The organism is Sandaracinaceae bacterium (genome assembly GCA_016706685.1).
Classification (GTDB): domain Bacteria; phylum Myxococcota_A; class Polyangia; order Polyangiales; family Houyiibacteriaceae; genus JADJJE01.
The window spans coordinates 241,533-264,989 of the sequence record JADJJE010000008.1 but is presented as its reverse complement, the minus strand read 5'-3'; the positions used below and the strand labels follow the sequence as shown (position 1 = coordinate 264,989).

The window sequence follows — 23,457 nt, the reverse complement described above, 5'->3', positions numbered from 1 at the left end:
CGCGATCTCGCCCAGGAGCCCCCGACGCACATGGACGACCTCTTCAAGAACAAGAACTTTGTGCCCGCGGTGCTGCTCGCCCTCGGGACGGGCGTGGGCGGCGTGTTCGTTCCTGACCAGATCATGGGTGCGCTGCTCGCCGGCGTGGGCGGCCTCGTGGCGCTCATCTTCTTGCACAAGGGGGCCGACGCAGGCGTCGACCCGGAGCTGTTCCAAGACGCCTCTGAGCAGCTACTCGAGGGTGAGCGCCCCAAGCTCCCCAAGGGCTCGCCGGCCGAGCTGAAGCCGGTGTTCGACAACTTCGCGCAGATCGCGGCCGCCCTGACCGCGCACGAGCGCAAGGCCACCGAGTCGCAGGCCGAGCTGGCGCAGGCCCAGGCCGCCACCGAGTCGCTGCGCAACGAGCTGCGCAACGTGCAGGCCAGCACCGAGTCCGTTCGCGGCGAGGTGCGCAGCGCCCAGGCCGACACCGAGGCCGTCCGCAACCAGCTGCGCACCGCCCAGTCCGACGCCGAGGCCGCGCGCTACGAGCTGCGCACCGCCCAGGCCGACCTCGCCGCCGCCCGCGCCGAGGCCTCTGCTGCCCGCGCGGACACCGAGCGCGCCATGGGTGCCACCGCCGCTGCCGCTGGGAACGCGGCGGGTGCGCAGGAGCGCCTGGCCAAGACCATCCGCGAGCTGGGCGACGCCGAAGAGGTCATCTCGCACAACGTGGAGGAGCTCTCGAGCGGCCTCGGCGAGCAGATGGCCGCCGTCGAGCAGACCACCAGCTCCATGAAGGAGATGACCATCTCGCTCGGCGAGATCGCCCAGCACGTGGAGACGCTGGCCTCCAGCGCGGAGGAGAGCTCGTCCAGCATCCTCGAGATGACCGCCACCAACGACGAAGTGGCCGAGAACATGGCCAACCTCGCGTCCAGCGTGCGCGAGACCGTCTCCTCCATCGAGGAGATGGCCTACTCCATCAAGGAGGTCGCCCGCAACGTGGACGCGCTCTCGCTGACCGCCGAGGAGACGTCCTCGTCCATGAACGAGATGGACGTGTCCATCGACCAGGTGCAGAGCAACGCCAACGAGACGGCGCGCCTGTCCGAAGAGGTGGCCATCGACGCCGAGAAGGGCGCCGAGTCCATCATCAAGATCATCACCGAGATCAACCGCATCAAAGAGACCTCGTCGGAGGCCGTGTCGGTCATCTCGAACCTGGGCAGCCGCATCGAGGCCATCGGCAACATCCTCAACGTCATCGACGACGTGGCCGAGCAGACCAACCTGCTGGCCCTGAACGCCGCCATCCTGGCCGCCCAGTCGGGCGAGCACGGCAAGGGCTTCGCCGTGGTGGCCGACGAGATCAAGGACCTGGCCGAGCGCGCCGGCGCCTCCACCAAGGAGATCGCCGAGCTCATCAAGACCATCCAGCAGGAGTCCAAGAACGCCATCGTGGCCGTGGAGCGCGGCGCCAACACGGTGGACCGCGGCGTCACGGTGTCCGCCGAGGCCGAGCGCGCGCTCAAGAAGATCCTCGAGTCGTCGCAGAAGAGCACCGCCATGGTGCGCGCCATCGCCCGCGCCACGGTGGAGCAGGCCAAGGGCAGCAAGCAGGTCACCGACGCCATCGGGCGCATCGCCGAGACGGTGCAGCAGATCGCGGCCGCCACGGCCGAGCAGGCGCGCGGGTCGGAGCTCATCATGAAGAGCGCCGAGAAGATGCGCCTCATCACGCAGCACGTGGAGCGCAGCTCGCAGGAGCAGGCGCGCGGCGGCCGCCAGATCAGCCAGGCCATCGAGAGCATCTCCACCATGGTGAACCACCTGCACCAGAGCCACCGGGCGCAGGCCAAGGGCAGCGAGCAGACGCTGCAGGCGGCCACGCGCATCCACGAGCTCACGCGCGAGTACGACCGCCACGTGCGCGGCATGAGCCAGGCGGCGGTGTCGCTGCGGCGCCTGCGCGAAGGCAACTGAGCTAGCAGGCGCTTGGGCCAGCACGTGGTCGTGCTGGCCCAGACCGCTGCGTCAGTGGTAGTCGTCTTCGAGCTGGTGACGGACGGCAACGACCACCACGTCCGTCGCCGACTCGATCTCGACGAGTGCCACGTAGCCCGTTCGCCCAAAGGGGATGATCACCTCGCGCAGGAACGGGCTCTGTCCGGCCTTGCGGCACGTGAACGGCGATGTTTGCAGCGTCACGAAGCCCGCGCGGATCGCGGCCACGGCCTGCTCCGCCAGCAACAGACCCCCAGGCCAGCTCTCCGGGGGGACACAGGACAGCCCCTTCGTTCAATCGTCGATCGGCGCCGGTCGGTAGGTTGGGACCATGAGCACAGCGGGCAGCAAGGCCCGTCTGCGCAGACACCCACCCTGCCAGCTGGAGAGACCGACATGAAAGCCATCGTTCAAGACCGCTACGGATCCGCCGACGTGCTGCAGTTCGCGGACATCGACCGTCCGCGACCGCGCGCAGACGAGGTCGTCGTCCGCGTGCACGCTGCGGGCATCGACTTCGGGGTGTGGCACCTGATGGAGGGAGTGCCCTATGCGGTGCGACTCGCGACCGGCCTGCGCCGACCGCGAAACCCCGTGCTCGGGAGCGAGCTCGCGGGGGTCGTCGAAGAGGTGGGCAAGAACGTGACCGCCTTCGCGCCGGGCGACGAGGTCTTCGGAGTCGCCAACGGATCCTTCGCCGAGTACGCGCGCGCCTCCGCATCCAAGCTCCTGCACAAGCCTGCGAACCTCGACTTCGCGGAGGCCGCGGCCGTGCCCGTGTCGGCCACCACTGCCCTCACCGGGCTCCGCGCGGCGAGGCTCGAAGCCGGCCAGACGGTGCTCATCACCGGTGCGGGCGGCGGCGTCGGCTCCTACGCGGTGCAGCTCGCGCACGCGATGGGCGCCGAGGTGACGGGCGTGTGCAGCACGGCGAAGCAGGACTACGTGCGCTCCCTGGGCGCCCGGCACGTCATCGACTACACGCGCGACGACCCCACCGCGGGGGAGCGCACCTACGACGTCATCATCGATCTCGCAGGCAGCCGCGAGGTGTCCGCGCTGCGACGCGTGCTCGCGCCGTCCGGGACGCTCGTGATCCTCGGCGGCGAGGGCGGGGGCAAGTGGCTCGGCATGGGCCGGCAGTTCTGGTCCCAGGTCATCGGACTCACGACCCGACAGAGCTTTCGTTCGCCGGTCGCGCTCGTGAACCAGAAGGACCTCGCCACCCTCAAGGCGATGCTGGAGGCGGGAACGCTCACGCCCGTCGTCGGTAGCCGCTATCCCCTGAGCGAGACTCCGGACGCGGTTCGCGCGCTGGCGGCCGGGCACTCACGGGGCAAGTCCGTGATCACGATCGCCGGGGCGCGCGACTTCGTCGGAGCCCACGCGTGACCGACGCACACGACCACGAGCACCATCGCGATCAGCAGACCGGGCGGGTGCTCCGACCGATCCTCTGGGGCGTGGTGATCGGAGTGATTCAATCCGCCGCACCGCTCGCCATCCGCTGGCTCGAGCCCGCCGCCGTCCAAGCGGTGTGTCTCGCGTTCATCGCTGCCGTCTACGTCGGCTTCGCCGTCGCCGACGGTCGCAGGAACGTCATCATCGTCGAATCCGCCGTCGCCGCGGCCTTCCTCGTCCTCGGTCTGATCGGCGTCACCGCATCGGTCTGGCTGCTGGTGGCCGGCTACGTGGGGCATGGCGCCAAAGACGTGTGGCAGCACCGCACGCAGTTCGTCGCGGGCACGCGGTGGTGGCCGCCGTTCTGCGCCACCGTCGACTTCGTCGTGGCGGCGGTCCTCGCCGTCGGGATCAGCTCGTAGCGGGCGGCGCGTGGACGAGGCCGTTCATCGCAGCCCCTTCGTTCAAGTGCGCCGCGCCCCCCGTTCCTAGAGTGCCCTTGTCCCCAAACCCAAGAGGCAACCATGACCATCCAGAGCACTACGTTCCGCCATGCACTCCCCATCGCCAGCGCCGCCACGCTGCTGGCATCCGTCCTCCTGTCGGCCTGCAGCACGCAGCTGACCCCCACCACCGCCCACATCGCCGGCCACGACATCGTCGTCGTCGAGGCCGGGAGCGGAGATGCCACCGTCGTGTTCGAAGCAGGCTTCGGCGACGACTGGTCGGGATGGGACGCCACCGCCGCCGCGGTCGCCGTCGAGGCGCGGGTGTTCGCCTATTCCCGCCCCGGCTACGGTGCGAGCGACGCGACGAGCGCGCCCCGCGACCCCGCGCGCATCGTCGAGGACCTCCGCGCGCTGCTCGAGGCCCGCGGCTATGCGCCCCCGTACGTGCTCGTCGGTCACTCGTTCGGCGGGACGTACATGGAGCTCTTCGCCAAGGCGCACCCCGACGAGGTCGCCGCGCTGGTGCTCGTCGATCCGCGCCACCGCGACTTCACCGCCGCCTGCGCGGAGGCCGAGCTCAGCGGGTGCACGATCCCCGAGTCCGCCGTCGCCACCCTCCCCGCCGTACAGCGCGCCGAGTTCGCGGGCTTTGCGCTGGCGTCCGACCAGATCGCCGCCGCGGGCGACTTTGGTGCCTATCCGGTGCGGGTGCTGACCGGGACCTCCCACGGCTTCACGCGGACCGTCGAGGACCTCTGGGTTTCCATGCTCGGCGAGCTCGCCAACGAAGCGTCTGACGGAGAGCAGGTGGTGTACCAAGGCACCGGCCACTATCCCCAGCTGAGCCGCACCGACGACGTCGTCGAGGTGATCCTCAGCGTTCTCCCGCCGGTGTCGGACTGACCACCTTGCCGCGTCGCCGACGCGCCCCGTACCCTCTGCGGCATGGGTACCAAGGCGCAGGGCCGGATTCTGTTCTGGGAAGGAGCGACCCTGTGGGTGCTGAGCGCACCTCCTGGTGAGCAGTACCCGCGGACCGACGTGCACTCCCACCACGTCGTCCAGGTGACGCTCGCCCTCACGGGGACGGTCGAGCTCGCGAGTCCCACGGGGACCGTGTCGGGCGTGGCCCTCGCGGTGGCACCCGACGCCGAGCACTCCTTCTGGGGAAACGGGCTGGTGGCGCACCTCTTCGTCGCCCCGGAGGGTAAGGCCGGGCGGCAGCTGACGAGCACGCTCTTCGCGAACGGACCGGTCGCGCACATCCCCGCTGCGCTGCTGGGAGACCTGCCGGCGCGCCTGCGAGCCTCGTTCCAGGCGCCCGAGCGCACCGACGAGCAGCTGATGGCGCTCGGCCGTACCCTGGCCGCGCAGCTGACGCAGGGTGGCCTGGCCCCTCGCCGCGTGGACCACCGCGTCGCGAAGCTGATCGCCTGGGTCACGCCGCGACTGGACCAGCCGGTGACGCTCGAGGACGCGGCCGCGTTCGTCTCCCTCTCGCCGGGTCGCACCCGGCACCTCTTCGTCGAGCAGACGGGGCTCCCCTTCCGCACGTACCTGCTGTGGCTGCGGCTCCAGCGCGCGGTCGAGCGGTTTGCGTCCGGTGCCTCCCTCACCGAGGCGGCCCACGCCGCCGGCTTCGCCGACTCGGCCCACCTGAGCCGGACGTTCCGGCGCATGTTCGGGATCGCCGCAGTCACGCTCCAAGTGTCCTGAGCCCGGAGCCGACACGCTGCGCTCGCGCGGACGCGCGCGGCGTGCGATACAGGCCCCCTAGGATGTTCGGTATTGGCGGCGGCGAGATGGTGATCATCTTCCTCGTGCTCCTCTTCGCGGTGGGGCCCGACAAGATGCCGACGTTCGCACGCGCCCTCACCAAGGGCATCCGGCAGTTTCGCGCCACCACGGCCGACCTCCGCAAGCAGGTGGGCATCGACGCCATCCTGGCGGACGAAGACGTGCGCGACCCGCTCGGCATGAAGAAGATGAAGACCGAGCTGACCAAGCCGCTCAGCGACCTGCGCGACGTGGGACGCAACGTGCAGAGCGAAGTGGCCTCGGTGGGCGCGAGCATGACCAAGCCGGGCGTGCCGCCGAAGCCGGGCGTGCAGAGCGCCAACGCCGACGTCAACGCAGAGACGGTGCGCATCATGGGCGAAGCCGAGCTGGGCGCCGAGCAGCCCGCCCTCGGCGTGGACGTGGCGCACGCCAGCACGCGGACCGTTACGGTGGAGCCGCGCGCGTGACCGAGGAGAAGAAGCCCGCCCTCAACGCCGACGGCACCGTGCACCGCCCCGAAGACGACCTCGAGATGGGCTTCTTCGAGCACGTGGGCGAGCTGCGCACGCGGCTGGTGCGCGCCGTCCTGGGCGCCATCCCGGCCATCGCGTTCGCCTGGGTGTGGAAGGAAGAGCTGCTGGAGTTCCTGCTGGAGCCGTGGATCACGGCGTGGGCCAAGCTCGAACTCGGCCGTCCCACCATCCACTTCTCGGGTCCGATGGACATGATCGTCATCTACCTGAAGAACAGCGTCATCGCGGGGCTGATCCTCGCGTCGCCGTGGGTCTTCTGGCAGATCTGGGGCTTCATCGCGCCGGGCCTCTACCGCCGCGAGCGGCGCATGGCGGTCCCCTTCGTGCTGGCCTCCACGCTGTGCTTCGTGGGTGGCGTGGTGTTCGGGTACGTGGTCGTGTTCCCGGAGGCGTTCCGCACCTTCCTCGAGTACGCCCAGCAGCTCCCGAACGACGAGGTCCAGATCGTGCCCACGGTCATGATCACCGAGTACACCACCTTCATCGCCGAGCTGCTGCTGGGCTTCGGCGTGGTGTTCGAGGTGCCAGTGGTGGTCTCGTTCCTGGCGGCCGTCGAGATCGTGAACTGGCGTGGGCTCCTGAACTTCGGACGCTGGTGGGTGGTGGTCGCCTCCGTCATCGCGGCCATCCTCACGCCGCCCGACGTGGTCTCTCAGCTGATGATGTTGGTCCCGCTGGTGGTGCTCTACTACCTGGCGGTCGTCGTCGCCTACCTGATCGAGAAGAGCCGCGGCAAGCGCCGCGCCGACGAAGCGAAGGCCGCCAAGGACGAGGGCTACGAGCGCTGAGGCCGAGACAGAGACCGAGTCGGAGACCGAGTCGGAGGCCGAGACCGAGGCCGAGACAGAGACCGAGTCCGAGGCCGAGACAGAGGCCGAGGCCGAGACAGAGGCCGAGGCCGAGACAGAGGCCGAGTCCGAGGCCGAGGCCGAGTCCGAGACAGAGGCCGAGTCCGAGACAGAGGCCGAGGCCGAGGCCGAGACCGGTCCCCCCTCCAACCTCTAGTCCGCATCGTCGGATCCAGCGACCCCGACAAGCCCCTCGGTCCCGCCCGTCGCTGTGTTGTCCGCCAGCCGGGGCGCGCAGCCTGTGGACTCAGTCACTTCACTCTGGTCGTGTCCAAGTCCGCCACTCAACCGGAGTGACACCTTCCGTCTAATGCGCTCTGAGGGCTTCTCACGCTCGCGAAGTCGGGCTGGTCTCGGACTCGGTCTCGGACTCCGACTCGGTCTCCGTCTCCGACTCGGTCTCCGACTCGGTCTCCGACTCGGTCTCCGACTCGGTCTCCGTCTCCGACTCGGTCTCCGACTCGGTCTCGGTCTCGGTCTCCGACTCGGTCTCCGACTCGGTCTCCGACTCGGACTCGGTCTCGGTCTCGGTCAGGCCAGGCCGACGAAGAGCTCGTGCACGTCGTCGTCTTCGTCGATGGCCGCCAAGAAGGCCTCCACCTCGGCGCGGGCGTCGTCGTCCAACGTGACCGGGTTCTTGGCGATCCAGACCAGCTTCTGGCTCTCCACCGTCCAGCCCCGCGCGGTGAGCTCGCGGCCCACGGCGTCCACCTCGGTGGGCTCGGTGATGAAGCGGAACGAGCCCTCTTCGGCGGCCTCCACGTCCTGCGCGCCGGCCTCGATGGCGGCCTCTTCGGCGTCTTCACCGCTGGCTGGGGGCGAGGCCTCGATGGCGCCGCGGCGGTCGAAGTCCCAGGACACCGAGCCGCTCGAGCCCAGCTGCCCCTTGCGGAAGAGCACGCGCAGGTTGGGCGCCGTGCGGTTCTTGTTGTCGGTCAGGCACTCCACGATGACCGGCACCTGGTGCGGGGCGTAGCCCTCGTAGGTGACCGTCTCGTACTGGGCGCCGTCGTCCAGCAGGCCCGCGCCCTTCTTGATGGCGCGCTCCAGCGTGTCCTTCGTCATGGACGCCTTCTTGGCCGCGTCCACCGCCATGCGCAGGCGCGGGTTGGACGCCGGGTCCGCTCCCGCGCGCGCGGCGATCATGATCTCTTTCGAGAGCTTGGTGAAGAGACGACCCTTGGCGTCGGCACCCGCCGCGCGACCCTTGGCTTTCCATTGTGCGCCCATGAGGCCACCCCATAGCTGAAGTCCTGGAGCGGCGCATGGCGGCGAGGGCTCACCCGAGGACGATGGCCAGCGCTTCGGTGGGGGTCAGGGCGGGGAGCCTGGCCTTCTTGAAGCCGCGCCGGTCCCGCGTGACGATGGCGCTGCACTGGGCGGCCGAGGCTGCTGCGGCACACACGGCGTCCTCGAAGTCGGCGAAGTCGAGGGAGAGCGCGTCGCTGAGGACGGCGGCGTCCACCGGGGCCACCGAGAAGACCGCGAGCACGTCCGCCACACAGCGCTTCGCGAACGCGGGGCTGGCCGCACGCGCCGCGAGGTAGTGCAGCGTGGTCACCCCGTGGGCGGCGAGCAGGCCCTCGGCCTCGCCGCGCTCGATGGCGGCCCACAGGCCGGCGGCGGGCTCGACGTGAGGGTGCCGGTCGAAGAGCACGTCGAGCACCACGTTCAGGTCGATCAGCAGCCGGGTCACTTGTACTTCGCGGCGAGGTGGTCGCGGTGGTGTTGGATGTCCCCGTCACCCTGCAGCGCGCCCTTGAGCTTGGTCAGGATGGGGGCGCTTCGCGGCGCGGGCGTGTCACCGCCTGGCGACCGCCGCGTGATGACGCTGAGGTAGTCCTCCACCAGCTGCGAGACCGAGGTGTCGCTCGCGGCGGCGTAGCGCTTGGCCGCCGCCACCACCTCGGGCGCCACGCTGAGAGTGAGCTTGCTGGACATGTACGTATCCTCTGCTCATGATCTATACGTACAGAAGAGGCCACGTCAATGGCCCGAAAGGCTCCCACCCATGACGCTCACCGCTCGCACGCTGGTGGACCAGCTGGGGCTCCTGCCGCACCCGGAGGGGGGCTTCTACCGCGAGACGTACCGCGACACCCTCACGCTCCCGGGGCTGCCCGAGCGCTTCGCGGGGTCGCGCAGCGCGTCCACGGCCATCTACTACCTGCTGGAGCGCGGGGATATGAGCGCGCTGCACCGTATCGCGAGCGACGAGGTCTGGCACCACTACGCCGGCGGCGCGTTGACGGTGCATGTGCTGCACCCGAGTGGGCGGCACGAGGTGCTGCGCCTCGGGCTCGACCTCGCGGCGGGCGAGCGGCCGCAAGCCGTGGTGCCCGCGGGAGCCTGGTTCGGGGCGCGGCTCGAGGGCGACCACGACTTCGCGCTGGTGGGCTGCACGGTGGCGCCGGGCTTCGACTTCCGTGACTTCGAGCTGGGCGCGCGCGAGGCCCTGCTGGCGGACTTCCCCCAGCACGCCGCGCTGGTCCGGGAGCTCACCCGGTAGCCCCCGAGTCCAGCCAGGGCGGAAGGCCCGTGTGGACGCCCCTCGACCCGCCGAGTATCGTTCGCGTCGCATGATTCTCAGGGCAGTCGCAGGGCGTGGCGGCAGCAGGATGCGCGCCACGGCTGCGCGCGTCGTGCCATGCGTGTGTGCGCTGAGCGTGGTGATGCTGGCCGCTCAGCCGTGCGCCGCCCAGTCGCTGGACCTGGTCTGGCAGGCGCCCCCCGAGTGCCCCACGCTCGAGGAGGTGCGGCCCATCTTGGACGCCGTGATCCCGCTCGAGCTGCGCGAGACCCTGGCGGAGACGCGCGTGGTGATCGAGATCGTGGCGGGGGCGCAGTACGTGGCCACCATCCGCGTGGAGCGCGCGGGCCACGTGGGCGAGCGGGTGGTGGAGGGGACGCGCTGTGCCGAGGTGGCGCGCTCGGCGCTCATCGTGGTGAGCGTGGCGCTCAGCGATCCCACGGCCACAGCGGAGCCGGTGGCCCCCGACGCCGCCCCGCGACCCCAAGAGGACACGGCCGCCGTCGAGCCGGACGCCGTGTCGCAGCCCGTGCGCTGGGGCGTCGATGGGGGCGTTGGGGTGATCTCCGGCCTGGGTGACGCGCCCGTGGTGCCTCGCCTGTCGCTCGGTGTGTTCCATGCGCTGCACCCCGCGCTGCAGCTGGGGCTGCGCGCGCAGGCCGCCCCCTTCGTGCCGCTGCGCCACATGGGTGAGCGGGTGGCGCGGGCGGCCACGCTCACGCTCGCACCGGTAGCCTGCGCGCTCGGGGGCGCCAGTGACCGAGTGCGTCTGGGTGGGTGCTTGTCCGTGGAAGTGGGCGTGACACTCGCACGTGGGCTCGGGCTCGACGAGAACGCGCGCAGCGCCACCCCGTACGCCGCGGTGGGGCTCTCTCCCACCATCGTCCTCGGACGGCGCGCAGGCTTGCGCTGTAGCGTGGACGTGGATCTGCGCATCACACGGCCGCGCTTCGAGATCACGAACGTGGGGCAGGTGGGCCGGGCTCGCGGCGTAGGCTTTGGTGGCACCTGCGCATTTTTCTTCTGGGCGTCGTGACGAACTCCACGCGAGATGGACACTGACGAAGAGAGAGATGCCCCCCGCCCCCCGCCACCCGAGTTCGACGCTCGGCGCTTCGACGCCGTGTACCGCGAGACGTCGGCCTTCGTGCTGCGCTCGCTGCGGCGGCTCGTGGCAGACGAGGCCGTCGACGACGCGTTCCAAGACGTCTACCTGGTGGTGGCGCGCCGGCTCGGTGAGTTCGAAGGTCGCTCGAAGCTCTCCACCTGGGTCTACGGCATCGTCTTGCGCGTGGCCGCCGACCACCGGCGCTCCCACGCTCGTCGCCAGCGGCGCATGTCCGCTGCGGGGAACGAGCCAGCCCCCGAGCCGCCCGAGACGCCCGAGCAGGCCGCGCGCCTCTCGGAAGGGCGCCGCCTCCTGCACCGCATCCTCGACGCCATGGAGGACCCGCTGCGCGAGGTGTTCGTGCTGGTGGAGCTCGAGCAGGTGCCCGGGCCCGAGGTGGCCGCGCTGCTGGAGCTCAACCCCAACACCATGCACAGCCGGCTGCGCAGCGCCCGGGCGCGCTTCGAGGAGCTGCGGGTCGCGCTCACGGAGGGAGGCTCATGAGTGACCTCTCGCCGGAGTCGCGCGCGCTGCTGGGGCGCGAAGGCCCGCTGGACGAAGCCAGCGGCGCGGACCTCGACGCGCGCCGGGAGGCCATCTTTCGAGCGCTGGGTGTCCCACCGCCGGCCGCGCTGCCCACGCCCACCACCGACACACCGACGGCACCCGACCCTGCCAGCAGCGCCGCACCCGCAAGCCCAGCGTCGATGGGCGGAAGCGCATGGCCCACTGGCGCCAAGGTGGCGCTGGCCATCGCAGCAGCCCTGGTGCTGGGGGCGGGTGCGCTGCTGCTCTCGCCCAACGCCGAGCAAGGCCCGTCGGACTCCGCCGAAGGAACTCCACTCGCGGCGGGCGCTGACGCGGGCGGGGTGACGCTCTCCTCGGGGGACTCGCCCGAAGCCCTCGTCGCGGGTGACGCACCCACGGTGGAGCCTGCGCCCGAGCCCGCGGACGCACCCCCCGCGCTCCGCCCCGAGCGGGCACCGGCGCGCGGCGACGTGGAAGAGGCTCCTCGGGCTGCCGTTACGACCACGCCCGCCGTGGTGGTCGACCCTGCCCGCGTGACCGCCCCGCCTCCCCCACTGGCTCCGCCACTCGAGTCCGCCGACGCGGCCGACGAGCTCGCGCCCGATCCGCTGTCCGAGGAGTCCATGCTGGTGGCAGCGGGCGAGGCGCAGCTGCGGGCGGGGCACGCCGCCAACGCGCTCACGCTGTTCGAGCGCGCGCTGGCCCGTCATCCGCGCGGCACGCTGCGGGTGGAGGCACTGGCAGGGCGGGCGCTGGCCCTGTGTCGTGCCGGGCGCACGGAGGCCGGACAGCGCGAGGCCGCGCGCTTCCTCACGGCCTACCCGCGCTCGCCCAGCGCCCCACGCATCCGCGAGGCCTGCGGGGTGGCACCGTGAGCACACGCGCCCGCGTTCACCGGAGCCTCGCGTTGGGCTTGGTGGTCGTGCTCTCGGCGCTCAGCGGGGCCGCGTGTGATCAGACCGTCATCGTGGGCCGCGTCGATGGCGACCCGGACGGCGGCGCGGGCTGTCTCATGCCGCTGCTGGCCGACGACCTGGCGGTGGGCTCCGACCACGTGTGCGTGGTGCACGACGGCGCGGTGCAGTGCTGGGGCGGGGGCGAGTCCGGTCAGCGCTGCGACGGGGCGACCACCAACACACCACGGCCCACGTCGCCCACGGGCTTCGACACCTACAGCGCGGTGTATGCCGGTGGCCTGAACACGTGCCTGCGCCGCAGCGATGGCACCTTGGTGTGCTGCGGCAACAACTTCGACGGCACGCTGGGGGACGGCGGCTCGGCGGGCAGCAGCCGTCCGGTGGAGGTCATCGGCAGCGTGGAAGAAGCCGCCATGGGCTTCTCGAGCGTCTATGCCACGCGCGCCGCTGGGACGCTGACGGTGTGGGGTGCGAACGGCGACGGGCAGCTGGGGCTCGGCACCGGAAGCGTGAGCGTGGCCGTGCGCACACCCACCGACGTGGCGGGCGTGGCGTTCGAGGAGGTGGCAGCGTCCACCGCCCACGCGTGCGCCGTGGACGCGGCCGGCGCGCTGTTCTGCACGGGCACCAACACGGCCAACGAGCTGGGCATCCCGCTGTTGGCGAGTGCCGCCGACTTCACTGCGGTCCCCGCCCCCACCCCCTTTCGCAGCGTGAGCGCGGGCCGACGCCTGAGCTGCGCCATCGGCACGGGCGGAGACCTCTACTGCTGGGGACGCAACGAGCCCACCATGATCGCCGGCCACGTGGGCGACGTGGACGAGCCCACCCGCGTGGGCAGCGAGAGCGACTACGAGAGCGTGAGCGTGGGCTTCGAGCACGTCTGCGCCATCCGCACGGGCGGGCGGCTGTTCTGCTGGGGCAACGGGGGCGACGGCCGGCTGGGCTTCGAGGCCACGGCGACGGACACGCCCACCGAGGTCACACCCGGTGTGGCGTACCGGGCCGTGCGTGCGTCGTTCGCCTTCACGTGTGCCATCCGCAGCGTGGACTCCGCCGTGGTGTGCTTCGGCAGCGACGAGGCCGGGCAGCTCGCGGGAGGCGACGGCAGCCCGGCCGCGCCCATCTGCCTCGACCCCTGAGCGCTCGGAAAAACGCGCGGCGGGTCACGAAGCGCCGGTGACCCGGCCACCCATGGCTATCCCCTCCCCAGGAAGCCGGTGAACATGCCCGTACTCTCTGCTTGGCGCGTGGTGCTGTTGGCGCCGCTCACCCTGCTGGCGCTGCCGCTCACCGCCGCCGTAGCGCAGCCCAGCGGGCCCCACCCACGCGTGCTGCTGCGCGAGGACGTGGTGCTGGCCTGGCGCGCGCAGCAAGCCGACCCAGCGTCGCCCGTGGCCCGCTCCATCGCGCGCTGCGACGACGCCGTCGCCAACCCGGAAGACTACGTGGACGGCCAGTACCAGGGCTTCCGCTGGGTGGAGGCGCTGACCGCGTGCTTGGTGGCGCGCGCGACCACGGAGCTGCCCGCCCACGAGGCGGCTGCGAAGCTGTATCTGAACGCGCTGCTCGACGACCGCAGCGCGCTGGGCGATGGACTCGGGCCCGACTACAACGACGGGGTGGGCATCGTGTCGCAGGACACGGGCTACTCCATGCGCACGCACGGCGTGTTCGCGGCGCTGGGCTACGACTGGCTGCACGACGCGCTCTCCGCGGCCGAGCGTCAGAAGGCGCGCACCCGCTTCGCCCAGTGGGTGGCCTTCCACCAGGAGCCGGACACGTACCAGCGCGCGCAGCCCGGCGCGAACTACCACGCGGGCCACTTGCTGGCGCTGACGCTCATCGCCATCGCGCACGCCGACGAGATGAACGCCGCCGCGGCGGGCACGGGCACCGCGCTCTACGACTACGTGGTGGACGAGATGTGGAGCGAGGTGATGGCCAGCGGGGTGGCTGCGCGTGGCGCGCTCGGCGGCGGCGACTGGCTCGAGGGCTGGCAGTACGGGCCGCTCAGCGTGGCGTCGTACTCGCTGGCCGCTCGCGCGATGCACGAGCAGGGCGAGAGCCTGCCCTTCATGGACGGCTACCTGGCCGAGGTGCTGCAGCGCTACGTGCACGGGCTGACCCCGGACGACCGCTGGTTCGTGGGCGGCGACACGGGCGACGACACGCCGGCCCTCGCGCCGAGCGCCTTGGTGCTGAACGCCATCGTCGCCGGGAATGTGGCCGACAGCGTGCGGGCCGAGGCGCGCGGCGAGCTCCAGCGGCTCGCGCTGCCCGGAGCGCGCGACTTCATGCTGTTCTACGAGGCGCTCGCCTCGGCCGAGCCGGGAGACGCGGCCGCGATCGACCGCGGCGCGCTGCCCACCGGCTACCTGGCGGCCGGCGCGGGCAACCTCTACGCGCGCACCGCGCACGACCCCTCGGCGACCTGGCTGGTGAGCCAGTGCCGCGGGACCATGGTGGACCACCAGCACCAGAACGCAGGCAACCTGGTGATCACGCGCGGCGCCGACGACCTGCTGGTGGATCCGGGCCCGTACGGCTCACTCTCCACGCTCACGGGCAACGCGCCCACCATGCTGCAGCCGCACTTCAACGCGAACTATCAGCCGAGCCAGGCAGCCTTCGGGGAGTGGTGGGGCGGCGAGCGGGTGCCCGCGAACGAAGCCACGCGCTTCCTCTTCGCGCGCTCCACCGAGTCGGGTGTGCACGCCACGCGCTGCGACTACAGCGGGCAGTTCCGCTTCCGCGACGTGCCCTCGCCCATCGTTTCGTCGAGCGTGCGCGACGTGCTGCTGCTGCCAGGCGAAGACGGATCCACCACGCTGATCGTCGACCGCGTGCGCACGAGCGCCGCCTACGGCGACACGCCGCATCCCTTGCTGCTGCGCTTCCGTGCGCTGAACACGTGGGCGCAAGACGGAGACGAGGCCACCACGCAGGAGGGCGGCTCGCAGCTGACCGTCCGCCGCGTGCTGGGCGACGCAAACATGGACGTGGAAGCCATCCCCGTGGGCGAGTGCGACGGTGATCGGGGCGTCTGCCGTGCGGGGCGCTTCGCCTCGAGCGAGCTGTCCGTGGAGGTGGACGGGCCGAACCCCTTCGCCGTGCACGCCCTCGACGCGGACGCGACCGCCACCACACCGGCCGAGATCACGGTCGACACCAACGACGTGGTCCACGCGTTGCGGATCACGCGCGAGACGCGCCCCTACGTGGTGGTGTTCACGGAGGACGGCTCGAGCGTCGACGAGTACATCACCCCCGCCGCGGCGAGCACGCACGTGGTGCTGGACCCGCCCGCGGGGGCGAGCGTGCGCGTGACGGCCACGGCGAGCGGAGACGACTGTGTGGTCACGCTGGCGGCCGACGCGGGGGGCTTCGCCTCGGCGCCGCTGGTGTTCGCGCTGAGCGACGCGTGCGCCGTGACCGAGGACTCCACGCAGCCGCCCGTGGTGATCCCGGGCCCGCCGGGGCCTGGCCGCCCGCCGGGTGGTGGTGGCGGTGACGGCTGTGGCTGCCGCGTGAGCGCTGCGCGGGGCCTGCCCAGAGGGGTCTCGCTCATCCTGTCCAGCGTGGTCTTCACGCTTCTGGCAAGACGTCGGCGCCCCCGCTGACGGGGAACGGGCTGGGCGCGCGCGGAATTCGTCACGTCGCATCACGAACCGGGTGTCGCCCGGCCACCTACCCCGTAGCCCGACGCCACGTCGGCCAAGAAGGAACAGCACCGTGACTCACCTCACCGCCATCGCACCTCGCACCTCGCAACGCCGCGCCTGGCAGGCGCTCACCCTCGGGCTCTCGGCCCTGCTCGGCCTCGCCGGCTCGAGCCAAGCGTCCGCGCAGAGCGCCGCCATGAACTTCGGACTCGGGTTCGGGATGCGCTTCGAGAACTCCACCAACCACGACGGCGCCGAGCCCGTGGGCCAGACGCGCTTGATGGTCAACGCGTACGTGGACAGCGACGCAGCCGGGCCCTATCTGCTGCTCGTGGAGCAAGGCGGCAATGTGGTCGCCTCCGGCGCGTGCGACTCCACCGCCGTGGTGTACTCGGGTGAGGCCCAGGAGAACCTGCGCTTCCTGCGCGAGTGCTCCACCGACAACGTGCCCTCGGCGAACATCCGCACCAATGCGCCCATCTCCGTGGTGATCGCGCTGGTGAACGAGGCGACCGACGCGCGCACCGAGGTGTACCGTGGCCAGTTCCCCGTGTTCGCGGTGTGGTGGTGGGACCGCAACGACGGCGACCGGGCCATCCACATCGAGCACCGCGCGCTGCGCGCGGACTCGTTCTTCGGTGCCGGCTTCGTGCGCCAGTACATGTCGGACCAGCTGCGCTTCGCCTACGTGGACACCGCGGTGCAGAGCGACGTCCCGCAGGACACCTCGTTCCGCTGCAAGGTCGGCGCCGGCGAGTGGCGCGTCTACGAGGGCACGCTGTGGGCGCCCTTCGAGCACAACGTGCGCAACCGCGTGTGGCTCGACGGGACCGTGCACGAGGACGGCGCCGAGACCCTGATCACGCGCTTCTACAACTTCGACACGCGCTCCATGCCCGTCGCGGTGGCGGGTTCGAACATGCGCCCCTCGGCCGGCACCAGCATGGACGGCGCGTGGACCTGCGAGCTGCGCACCGGCTCGGCCGCCAACCGCGTGGTGGCGCGTGAGTTCCGCTTCGACGTGCTGAACGGCTACATTCAGCACCACGCGGTCGAGTCGCAGTTCCCCGTGGGCCGCAACAGCGCCATGGTCTCCATCGGGCTAAACGCGTCCAACATGCCTGCCGTGTTCGACCCGGCCCTGGTGCGCGCCACCATCGCGGGCCGCGCGCTGACCGGCGCCACCGCGCCCCTCGTCAGCCCGCTGCCGGCGCGCGCCGTGAACCCGTCGTTCACCACGCCGCGCGCCGCCCCCGCAGCGCGCGGCGGCGGCCGTCGCCGCTAGTCCTCGTCCCCAACTCCCGGAGAGCAAGCCCATGACATCCCCCCAGTGGTGCTTGCTCGTCCTGAGCTTGAACGTGGCCCTCGCCAGCGTGGCGGTGGCGCAGACGAGCGCAGACGAGCGGGCTCAGTTCCACTTCCGCGCCGGCACGTCGTACTTCGAGGACGGCCGCTACGCCGAGTCCGCCGAGCAGTTCGACGAGGCGTATCGCCTCTCGCAGCGCCCCATGCTGCTGGCCAACGCCTCGCTCGCCTACGAGCGCGCCGGGAACCTGGCGGTGGCCATCGAGCGCCTCGAGGCGTTCTTCGCCGCCGACGCAGGCGATGTGGGGGGCGGCTACATGACCTCTCTGGAGCGCCTCGAGGGGCTGCGCGCCCGCCGCGCGCTGGAGCTGCAGCAAGCGGCCGCCGAGCCAGAGACCGGACCGGCGCCGCCCCCGGACGCCTCCACGCCGGCCGACGAGAGCCCCACCGAGGCGGACGAGGGTCCCGCGCCGCTGCGCGCAGCAGGCCTCGCCACGGGTGCGGGGGGCGTGGTCCTCGGCGCCGCCGCGCTAGCGCTCGGGCTGCGTGCCCGCGCCGTGCACCGTGACCTCACGCGGGTGTGTGGGCCGAGCGGCGACGCCTGCCCGCCGAGCCGCGCCGACGACATCGAGCGCGGTCCGCGTCTGTCTCGCAGCGCTGGCGCGCTGGGCATCGCGGCGGGCGCGAGCGTGGTGGTGGGGCTCACGCTCACCCTGCTGGGACGAGCCCCGAACGAAGACGAGGACGCAGCACACGTCGAGCTGGACGTGGCGGCCACCCATGCCCTGCTGAGCGTTCGAGGGAGCTTCTGATGGACAAGGCATCGCGTGCCTCGCGGCTCTGGCTGCTCTTGCTCTTGCTGGCCGCGGCGCAGCCCGCAGCGTGCACCGACTTCGACGGCTTCTCGGTGGGGACCGAGGACATGGGCGTCGACTCGGACGTCCAGCCCGACCTCGGCCACGACGACGCCGCCATGGACGCGGAGGTGGATGCTGACACCGGCACGCACGACGCCGGCGGTGACCCCGACATGGGCAACGACGACCAGGGCACACCCAACGATCAAGGCATGGTCGACGCCGACTCGGGGTGCGTGTCGGACGCGGAATGCCCGGGCGAGTACCGCTGTGACCCGGACACGGACACGTGCCATGCGTCGTGCGCGGTCGCGACCGAGCTCATCGCATGCAAACCGAGCGGCCACTGCTCGGCGGCGAGCACGTGCGTGCCCGACCTGCTCTCTGCGTCGGCCAACGCCTGCATGCGCGACAGCATGTGCGTGGGCAACGTGGGCTGCGTGGACGGCTTCTGCTGCAATGCCACCACGTGCACCGGCTGCCGTGCCTGCAACGTCTCAGGCAGCCTCGGGACCTGCACCAGCGTGCCGGCCGGCATGGATCCACACGACCTGTGCGCGCCATCCGGCTGCACGCGCGATGGCTCGTGCGACGGCGCGGGCGCCTGCCGAGCCGTGGCGACGGGGACCGATCCCGCCGGCGCGTGCACGCCGCAGGGCTGCAGCAACGACGGATCCTGCAACGGCAGCGGGGGCTGCCGCGTGGTGGCCGCCGGAACGGACCCCAACAACGCGTGCGCGGGCAGCGCCGCCTCGTGCAACACGGGCCTGTGCAGCGGCACCGGCGGCTGCGCGGCGAGCGCGGACGGAACCAGCTGCGGCACCGGCCAGTGCGGCCCGGCCCGCTGCTCGGGCGGCGGGTGCACCGAGGCGTGCACCTACGCCGGCGAGGCCAGCTGCGAGTACTGCTTCGGCGACGACGCCTTCGTCTGCGGCGGCTGCTGAGCAGTCTCGCGGAGGCTGCGCAACCTGCGCGCCCCTCGCAGCCATTGCGCGTGGCGTAGGCGCGATCGGCGATAACTCACCGTCGATCCGGGGTGGCACGCGTGTTGCTTTGCGCTGCGACTACAACGCGCGCACCCCCCCGGAGACGCGAATGAAACTCGAAGAGCTCATGACGGCGGCCGCCGAGCGGCACGCGTCCGACATCCTGCTGACGCCCGGTGCGCCAGCAGCCATCCGCGTCCACGGGACCCTGCAGCTGGCAACGCCACCCCTCGACCCCGCGATGACGGAAGAGATCGTGCGCCGCATGATCCCAGCGGCCAAGCGCGAGCGTCTGCGCACCGGCTTCGCGGTGGACTTCGCGCTCGAGTTCGACGGCCGACGCTATCGTTGCCAGGCCTACAGCACCCTGCGCGGCGTGGCGCTGGCGCTGCGTCTGCTGCCCGCCGCGGTGGGCACCCCCGAGCAGCTGGGCCTCCCGCCGGCGCTGGTGGACCTGGTGCAGCGCCCACAAGGGCTGCTGCTCTTCACCGGCGCCACGGGCCAGGGCAAGAGCACGTCCCAGGCAGCGCTCATCCACTGGCTCAACCAGAACACCCACAAGCACATCATCACCGTGGAGGACCCCATCGAGTTCCTGCACGACGCCGGGAGCTGCCTGATCGAGCAGCGCGAGGTGGGCGAGCACGTGGGCTCGTTCGGCGACGCGCTGCGGCAGACGGTGCGCGAGAACCCCGACGTGATCCTGCTAGGGGAGATGCGCGACATCGACGCCATCCGGGCGGCCCTCCAGCTGGCGGAGACCGGCCACCTGCTGATGTCCACGCTGCACACCAACGACGCCGCCCAAGGCATCGACCGCATCGTGGGAGCGTTCCCGGCCGACTCGCAGGCGGTCGTGCGGATGCAGCTGAGCATGTCCCTTCTGGGCATCGTGAATCAGCGGCTGCTGCCGTCGCTCGGCGGCGGGCGCGTGCTGGCGGCCGAGATGCTGCTGAACACCTTCGCGGTGGGCAACTTGATCCGCGAAGGGCGCACCGACCAGCTGCACAACGCGATGGAGCTCGACTCGGAGAGCGGCATGCTGACGCTCTCGCGCTCGCTCGATGCGCTGGTGGCGCGCGGGGTGCTGGCCGCTGCCGAGGCCGACCGTGCTCGACCGCGCCTGTTCCAAGGCCGCCGAACCCCCGGGCACCCGTGAACGCACGCGCGAGCTCCATCCCCCCGACCCACTCCGAGCCACCCGCCACGAACCCGCACCAGCGCGTCCTGGCGTGGGGCCCGGAAGAGTTGCTCGACCTGTTGGTGGCCGCCGGCGCCGTCGGCGCTGAGCGACTGCCCGAGCTGCGCGCGCGCGTGCGCAAGCTGGCGCTCGAGACCCCCGCGCCACCGGTAGACGGCGGACCGCAGGTCGTGCTGCCACCCGATCCGGTCGCCCTCGTGGCTCGCCTCGGCCTGCGCGACGAGCGCAGTGACGCGCGGCTGGACGAGACGCGCTTGGTCGAGGTGGTGGCCCGCCAGCTGCACGTGGAGACGCGGCCCATCGACGCGTTCGCCATCGACCCCGAGCTGGTGAAGCGCACCATGACGCGCTCGTTCGCGCGCTACCACTGCTGCCTGCCGCTGGTGGAGGAGGACGACCACATCGACCTCGCGCTAGCGAACCCCCTCGACCACGACCTGGTGGAGACGCTGCGCGGTGCGCTCGGACGCACCGTACGTCCCGTGCTGGTGCCACGCTCCACCCTGCTCACGGCCATCGACGCGGTCTACGGCTTCGACCGCAGCCTGAGCGCGGCCGTGCAGCAGACCAGCGAGCTGCGCGTGGACATCGGCAACCTCGAGCAGCTGGTGAAGCTGGGCGAGACGCAGAGCATCGAAGCGGGCGACCAGCCCGTGGTGCAAGCGGTCGAGCGGCTGCTGTTCTACGCGTACGACCAGCGCGCGTCGGACATCCACTTCGAGCCCAAGCGTGACCGCGCCATCGTGCGGATGCGCATCGACGGCGTGCTGCACGAAGTGATCTCGTTCCCGCGCGTGATCCACCCGGCCATCGTGTCGCGCATCAAGGTGTTGGCGCGCCTCGACGTGGCGGAGAAGCGGCGCCCCCAAGACGGGCGCATCCGGACACAGAGCCCCACCGGTGAGGTGGAGCTGCGCGTGTCCACCGTGCCCGTGGCGCACGGCGAGAAGGTGGTGCTGCGCATCTTCGACCCGGGCTCGCTGCTGCAGAGCGTGTCCGACCTGGGCTTCTTCGACGACGAGCGCGCGCAGTTCGACCGCTGGTTGGCGCGGCCAACGGGGCTCGTGCTGGTGACCGGGCCCACCGGCAGCGGCAAGACCACCACGCTCTACTCGGCGCTGGCGGCCATCGCGCGACCCGAGCTGAACGTGGTCACCGTGGAGGACCCGATCGAGCTGGTGCACGAGCGCTTCAACCAGATCGCCATCCAGCCCGCCATCGACCTGACCTTCTCGACCGCGCTGCGCCACGTGCTGCGGCAGGACCCGGACGTGATCATGCTGGGCGAGATCCGCGACTCGGACACCGCCCGCCACGCCGTGCAAGCGGCGCTCACCGGTCACCTGGTGCTGAGCACGCTGCACACCAACGACGCCGCGGCCGCCGTGGTGCGCCTGCGCGACCTGGGTGTGCCGCCCTTCCTGATCGGGACCACGCTGTTGGGCGCCATGGCCCAGCGCCTGGTGCGGCGCCTGTGCAAGCACTGCAGCACGCGCTCCCCGCTGACCGAGCGCGAGCTGGCCACGCTGGGGGTGGCGCACCCCGAGGACTACCGCGGGCGCATCGAGACCGCCCGCCCCGTGGGCTGCAGCCAGTGCCGCAACACGGGCTACCGCGGACGGTCGGGCATCTTCGAGATGCTGGAGATCACGCCGCGCATCGCCGCGGCCGTCACGGCGGGCGCGGACACGGCCACCATCTCGGAGCTGGCGCGAGGCGACGGAATGCGCTCGCTGCGAGAACACGCGCTGCGCAAGCTGGCGCTGGGGGTGACGTCGTACGACGAGATCGTGCGCGCCACCTCGGAGGACGTCTCCTGATGGACACGGTGATCGACGAGCTGCGTCAGCTGTGGTCCGCGGGCTGGCCCTACGTGCAGCTCTGCTCGGTGGACGAAGAGCGCGTGGTGCGGCTGCTGCGCGACGCGACGGACGCGTGGGGCATCCCGCTGACGCTGTGGTCGCAAGGCACGCGCTCCGAGCTGGCCGAGGCGGATGCGCTGATGGCGCTCCGCACCTTCGCCGAGGGCGAGGGCGCGGCCATGCTGCTGCTGCTGGACGTCCACGACGCCCTCGACGAGCACACGACGCAGCGCGTGCTGTTGGACCTCGCCCCGCGCCTCGAGCGCGAGAAGCGCGTGGTGGTGCTGCTGCGCGCGACGCCCGACGTGCCCGCCCGACTTGGTGAGGTGGTGGTGTCCGTGGACGTTCCGCTGCCCGATATCCGTGAGCTGCGTGAGCTGGTGGAACGCCTCGGGCCCGTCTCGGAGGAGCGCGCCCGGCGCCTGGCGGGGGCCGCCCTCGGGCTGTCGGAGCCGCACGCGCTGCGTGCCCTGCGCGCCGCGGGAGAGACCGATGACGACGCCGAGGCCCTCACGCGCGTGCTGCGCGAGAAGCGCCGTCGCATGGGCGAGGGGTCGAGCATCGAGCTGATCGACGGGTCGTTCACGCTGGCCGACGTGGGCGGTCTGCACAGCCTGAAGCGCTGGCTGCGCGAGCGGGGTGAGGCGTTCGGGGAGCGCGCGCGCGCGTTCGGGCTGCCAGCGCCGCGCGGAGTCCTGCTGCTGGGCGTACAGGGCTGCGGCAAGAGCATGTCGGCCAAGGTCATCGCCCACGAGTTCGGCGTGCCGCTCCTGCGCCTCGACCTCTCGAGCGTCTTCGGCGGTGACGTGGCCCCCGAGGCGGCCATGCGCCGCGCCCTCGCGGCCGCCGAGCGCTTCGCCCCGGTGGTGCTGTGGATCGACGAGATCGAGAAGGGCTTCGCCGGCGCGGACAGCGAGGGCCAGGTGGTGTCCACCACTTCGGCGCGCATCCTCGGCTCCTTCGTGACGTGGATGCAGGAGAAGAAGGCGCCGGTCTTCGTGGTGGCCACTGCCAACGAGGTGCGCTCGCTGCCCCCGGAGCTGCTGCGCCGAGGGCGCTTCGACGAGATCTTCTTCCTGGACCTCCCGGACCCGGGCGCGCGCGCGGACATCCTGGGAGTGCACCTGCGCCGGCGTGGGCGCCCCGTGGGGGACTTCGACCTCGACGCGCTCAGCCACCTGACCGCCCACTTCTCGGGCGCCGAGCTCGAGCAGGTGGTGCTGAGCGGCCTGCTGCGCGCGTTCACCGAGCAGCGTGAGGTCATCCAGGCGGACTTGCTGCGGGCCGCCTCCGACCTGGTCCCGCTGTACCGGACCTACGAGGAGCGCATCAAGGCGCTGCGCACGTGGTCGCGGCACCGCGCGCGCCCTGCGGGCTCGACCGAGAGCGTGGCGGAGCTGCTGCTGGCCACGCAGCGGCCCGCCAACGCCTGAGCGCGCTGGGCCAACAATTTTGCGAGGCCCTGTCCCACCTCCCGCCCTCGGCGGGTTAACACGGACAAG

Annotated in this window: 23 protein-coding genes; 19 read left to right on the top strand and 4 right to left on the bottom strand. The window is 71.5% G+C overall.

All coding sequences use genetic code 11. The annotated features are described in order from the left end of the window. The first annotated feature begins 30 nt into the window (after window positions 1-30). Window positions 31-1,965, top strand: a complete 1,935-nt coding sequence (locus IPI43_12725) for a chemotaxis protein (protein MBK7774977.1) — start codon at window positions 31-33, stop codon at window positions 1,963-1,965. 51 nt (window positions 1,966-2,016) lie between these two features. Here the strand turns inward: IPI43_12725 and IPI43_12720 are convergent, their stop codons facing one another. Beyond that, window positions 2,017-2,271: a type II toxin-antitoxin system RelE/ParE family toxin gene (locus IPI43_12720; protein MBK7774976.1), complete on the bottom strand. Its 255-nt coding sequence runs from the start codon at window positions 2,269-2,271 to the stop codon at window positions 2,017-2,019. A 111-nt stretch (window positions 2,272-2,382) separates the two neighbouring features. On the opposite strand from IPI43_12720, the gene IPI43_12715 reads away from it, so the two are divergent. The 6 genes from IPI43_12715 to tatC all read left to right on the top strand — a co-directional run bounded on the left by IPI43_12715 (window position 2,383) and on the right by tatC (window position 6,936). Further along, on the top strand, window positions 2,383-3,378 hold the full coding sequence (locus IPI43_12715) for an NAD(P)-dependent alcohol dehydrogenase (GenBank protein MBK7774975.1): 996 nt from the start codon (window positions 2,383-2,385) through the stop codon (window positions 3,376-3,378). Further along, entirely contained in the window at window positions 3,375-3,809 is a 435-nt protein-coding gene (locus IPI43_12710; GenBank protein MBK7774974.1) for a hypothetical protein, read from the top strand. The genes IPI43_12715 and IPI43_12710 overlap by 4 nt, the downstream gene beginning before the upstream one ends. Before the next feature lie 102 nt (window positions 3,810-3,911). Beyond that, window positions 3,912-4,739, top strand: a complete 828-nt coding sequence (locus IPI43_12705) for an alpha/beta hydrolase (GenBank protein ID MBK7774973.1) — start codon at window positions 3,912-3,914, stop codon at window positions 4,737-4,739. A 42-nt stretch (window positions 4,740-4,781) separates the two neighbouring features. Next, a complete protein-coding gene (locus tag IPI43_12700) occupies window positions 4,782-5,552 on the top strand; it encodes a helix-turn-helix transcriptional regulator (protein ID MBK7774972.1) in 771 nt (256 codons plus the stop codon). Window positions 5,553-5,614: 62 nt separating this feature from the next. Then, window positions 5,615-6,082: a twin-arginine translocase TatA/TatE family subunit gene (locus IPI43_12695; protein MBK7774971.1), complete on the top strand. Its 468-nt coding sequence runs from the start codon at window positions 5,615-5,617 to the stop codon at window positions 6,080-6,082. Beyond that, window positions 6,079-6,936 (top strand): twin-arginine translocase subunit TatC, encoded by an 858-nt coding sequence (tatC, locus tag IPI43_12690; protein MBK7774970.1) that lies wholly within the window; start codon window positions 6,079-6,081, stop codon window positions 6,934-6,936. Before IPI43_12695 ends, tatC begins: the two co-directional genes overlap by 4 nt. A gap of 591 nt (window positions 6,937-7,527) precedes the next feature. Here tatC and IPI43_12685 read toward each other — a convergent pair. From IPI43_12685 to IPI43_12675, 3 genes are read right to left on the bottom strand one after another with little or no spacing between them, the layout of a single operon-like run. Next, complete coding sequence (locus IPI43_12685; GenBank protein ID MBK7774969.1) at window positions 7,528-8,226, bottom strand: YebC/PmpR family DNA-binding transcriptional regulator; 699 nt, start codon at window positions 8,224-8,226, stop codon at window positions 7,528-7,530. A gap of 49 nt (window positions 8,227-8,275) precedes the next feature. After that, window positions 8,276-8,692 carry a PIN domain-containing protein gene (locus IPI43_12680; GenBank protein ID MBK7774968.1) on the bottom strand — a complete coding sequence of 139 codons (417 nt, stop codon included), beginning with the start codon at window positions 8,690-8,692 and terminating at the stop codon, window positions 8,276-8,278. After that, window positions 8,689-8,937: an antitoxin gene (locus IPI43_12675; protein ID MBK7774967.1), complete on the bottom strand. Its 249-nt coding sequence runs from the start codon at window positions 8,935-8,937 to the stop codon at window positions 8,689-8,691. Before IPI43_12675 ends, IPI43_12680 begins: the two co-directional genes overlap by 4 nt. A 70-nt stretch (window positions 8,938-9,007) precedes the next feature. Here IPI43_12675 and IPI43_12670 point away from each other — a divergent pair, with 70 nt between their 5' ends. The 12 genes from IPI43_12670 to IPI43_12615 all read left to right on the top strand — a co-directional run bounded on the left by IPI43_12670 (window position 9,008) and on the right by IPI43_12615 (window position 23,388). Continuing rightward, on the top strand, window positions 9,008-9,505 hold the full coding sequence (locus tag IPI43_12670; protein MBK7774966.1) for a cupin domain-containing protein: 498 nt from the start codon (window positions 9,008-9,010) through the stop codon (window positions 9,503-9,505). A gap of 70 nt (window positions 9,506-9,575) precedes the next feature. After that, window positions 9,576-10,562, top strand: coding sequence for a hypothetical protein (locus IPI43_12665; GenBank protein MBK7774965.1), 987 nt, complete (start codon window positions 9,576-9,578; stop codon window positions 10,560-10,562). Between the two features lie 15 nt (window positions 10,563-10,577). After that, window positions 10,578-11,138 carry a sigma-70 family RNA polymerase sigma factor gene (locus IPI43_12660; protein MBK7774964.1) on the top strand — a complete coding sequence of 187 codons (561 nt, stop codon included), beginning with the start codon at window positions 10,578-10,580 and terminating at the stop codon, window positions 11,136-11,138. Then, a complete protein-coding gene (locus IPI43_12655; protein MBK7774963.1) occupies window positions 11,135-12,037 on the top strand; it encodes a hypothetical protein in 903 nt (300 codons plus the stop codon). The genes IPI43_12660 and IPI43_12655 overlap by 4 nt, the downstream gene beginning before the upstream one ends. Continuing rightward, on the top strand, window positions 12,034-13,221 hold the full coding sequence (locus tag IPI43_12650; protein MBK7774962.1) for a hypothetical protein: 1,188 nt from the start codon (window positions 12,034-12,036) through the stop codon (window positions 13,219-13,221). The genes IPI43_12655 and IPI43_12650 overlap by 4 nt, the downstream gene beginning before the upstream one ends. 84 nt (window positions 13,222-13,305) lie before the next feature. Further along, window positions 13,306-15,702, top strand: coding sequence for a hypothetical protein (locus IPI43_12645; protein MBK7774961.1), 2,397 nt, complete (start codon window positions 13,306-13,308; stop codon window positions 15,700-15,702). A 112-nt stretch (window positions 15,703-15,814) separates the two neighbouring features. Then, on the top strand, window positions 15,815-17,029 hold the full coding sequence (locus IPI43_12640) for a hypothetical protein (protein MBK7774960.1): 1,215 nt from the start codon (window positions 15,815-15,817) through the stop codon (window positions 17,027-17,029). A 31-nt stretch (window positions 17,030-17,060) separates the two neighbouring features. After that, on the top strand, window positions 17,061-17,861 hold the full coding sequence (locus tag IPI43_12635) for a tetratricopeptide repeat protein (GenBank protein MBK7774959.1): 801 nt from the start codon (window positions 17,061-17,063) through the stop codon (window positions 17,859-17,861). After that, window positions 17,861-18,850, top strand: a complete 990-nt coding sequence (locus IPI43_12630; GenBank protein MBK7774958.1) for a hypothetical protein — start codon at window positions 17,861-17,863, stop codon at window positions 18,848-18,850. Before IPI43_12635 ends, IPI43_12630 begins: the two co-directional genes overlap by 1 nt. 151 nt (window positions 18,851-19,001) lie before the next feature. Continuing rightward, window positions 19,002-20,051 (top strand): PilT/PilU family type 4a pilus ATPase, encoded by a 1,050-nt coding sequence (locus IPI43_12625; GenBank protein ID MBK7774957.1) that lies wholly within the window; start codon window positions 19,002-19,004, stop codon window positions 20,049-20,051. 89 nt (window positions 20,052-20,140) lie between these two features. Further along, complete coding sequence (locus IPI43_12620) at window positions 20,141-21,913, top strand: type II/IV secretion system protein (protein MBK7774956.1); 1,773 nt, start codon at window positions 20,141-20,143, stop codon at window positions 21,911-21,913. After that, window positions 21,913-23,388, top strand: coding sequence for an AAA family ATPase (locus IPI43_12615; protein MBK7774955.1), 1,476 nt, complete (start codon window positions 21,913-21,915; stop codon window positions 23,386-23,388). Before IPI43_12620 ends, IPI43_12615 begins: the two co-directional genes overlap by 1 nt. The last annotated feature ends 69 nt before the right edge of the window (window positions 23,389-23,457 follow it).

Bases quoted from the DNA above. Each gene is read 5' to 3' on its own strand.
- IPI43_12675 (MBK7774967.1), bottom strand. From the start codon at position 8,937: ATGTCCAGCAAGCTCACTCTCAGCGTGGCGCCCGAGGTGGTGGCGGCG.
- IPI43_12625 (MBK7774957.1), top strand. From the start codon at position 19,002: ATGAAACTCGAAGAGCTCATGACGGCGGCCGCCGAGCGGCACGCGTCC.
- IPI43_12695 (MBK7774971.1), top strand. From the start codon at position 5,615: ATGTTCGGTATTGGCGGCGGCGAGATGGTGATCATCTTCCTCGTGCTC.
- IPI43_12660 (MBK7774964.1), top strand. From the start codon at position 10,578: ATGGACACTGACGAAGAGAGAGATGCCCCCCGCCCCCCGCCACCCGAG.
- IPI43_12615 (MBK7774955.1), top strand. From the start codon at position 21,913: ATGGACACGGTGATCGACGAGCTGCGTCAGCTGTGGTCCGCGGGCTGG.
- IPI43_12670 (MBK7774966.1), top strand. From the start codon at position 9,008: ATGACGCTCACCGCTCGCACGCTGGTGGACCAGCTGGGGCTCCTGCCG.
- IPI43_12705 (MBK7774973.1), top strand. From the start codon at position 3,912: ATGACCATCCAGAGCACTACGTTCCGCCATGCACTCCCCATCGCCAGC.
- IPI43_12655 (MBK7774963.1), top strand. From the start codon at position 11,135: ATGAGTGACCTCTCGCCGGAGTCGCGCGCGCTGCTGGGGCGCGAAGGC.
- IPI43_12725 (MBK7774977.1), top strand. From the start codon at position 31: ATGGACGACCTCTTCAAGAACAAGAACTTTGTGCCCGCGGTGCTGCTC.
- IPI43_12645 (MBK7774961.1), top strand. From the start codon at position 13,306: ATGCCCGTACTCTCTGCTTGGCGCGTGGTGCTGTTGGCGCCGCTCACC.
- IPI43_12715 (MBK7774975.1), top strand. From the start codon at position 2,383: ATGAAAGCCATCGTTCAAGACCGCTACGGATCCGCCGACGTGCTGCAG.
- IPI43_12665 (MBK7774965.1), top strand. From the start codon at position 9,576: ATGATTCTCAGGGCAGTCGCAGGGCGTGGCGGCAGCAGGATGCGCGCC.
- IPI43_12700 (MBK7774972.1), top strand. From the start codon at position 4,782: ATGGGTACCAAGGCGCAGGGCCGGATTCTGTTCTGGGAAGGAGCGACC.
- IPI43_12635 (MBK7774959.1), top strand. From the start codon at position 17,061: ATGACATCCCCCCAGTGGTGCTTGCTCGTCCTGAGCTTGAACGTGGCC.
- IPI43_12630 (MBK7774958.1), top strand. From the start codon at position 17,861: ATGGACAAGGCATCGCGTGCCTCGCGGCTCTGGCTGCTCTTGCTCTTG.
- IPI43_12685 (MBK7774969.1), bottom strand. From the start codon at position 8,226: ATGGGCGCACAATGGAAAGCCAAGGGTCGCGCGGCGGGTGCCGACGCC.